Raw genomic sequence first — 233 nt, forward strand, 5'->3', positions numbered from 1 at the left:
GCCTTGTTCTTGCAGTGCGGCTATCTGCTCGTAGATATCGGCAGTTAAAAAGTTGTATTTTTCATTAAGCTCGACAATACCTTTCGCTGGCTCTTTAGATAATTTTTCAAATTCAGCAATGGTGTCTGAAACCGCTTTGCCGGTCACATTCTCCATTTGCACCGCAGCAAGACCAACCAGCTCTATTTGCTCGGCAGTGAATTTACCAGTATTAGCTATTTCAGCCAGGGCTG

At 44.2% G+C, this 233-nt stretch carries 1 protein-coding gene; it reads right to left on the bottom strand.

The window, feature by feature from the left end; translation table 11 throughout:
• A partial coding sequence (locus SB773_RS34845) for a phage tail length tape measure family protein (RefSeq protein ID WP_410595139.1) occupies positions 1-233 on the bottom strand: 233 nt, incomplete at both ends.

This window comes from Bacillus sp. SIMBA_074 (assembly GCF_046534555.1).
Taxonomy (GTDB): Bacteria; Bacillota; Bacilli; order Bacillales; family Bacillaceae_G; genus Bacillus_A; species Bacillus_A mycoides.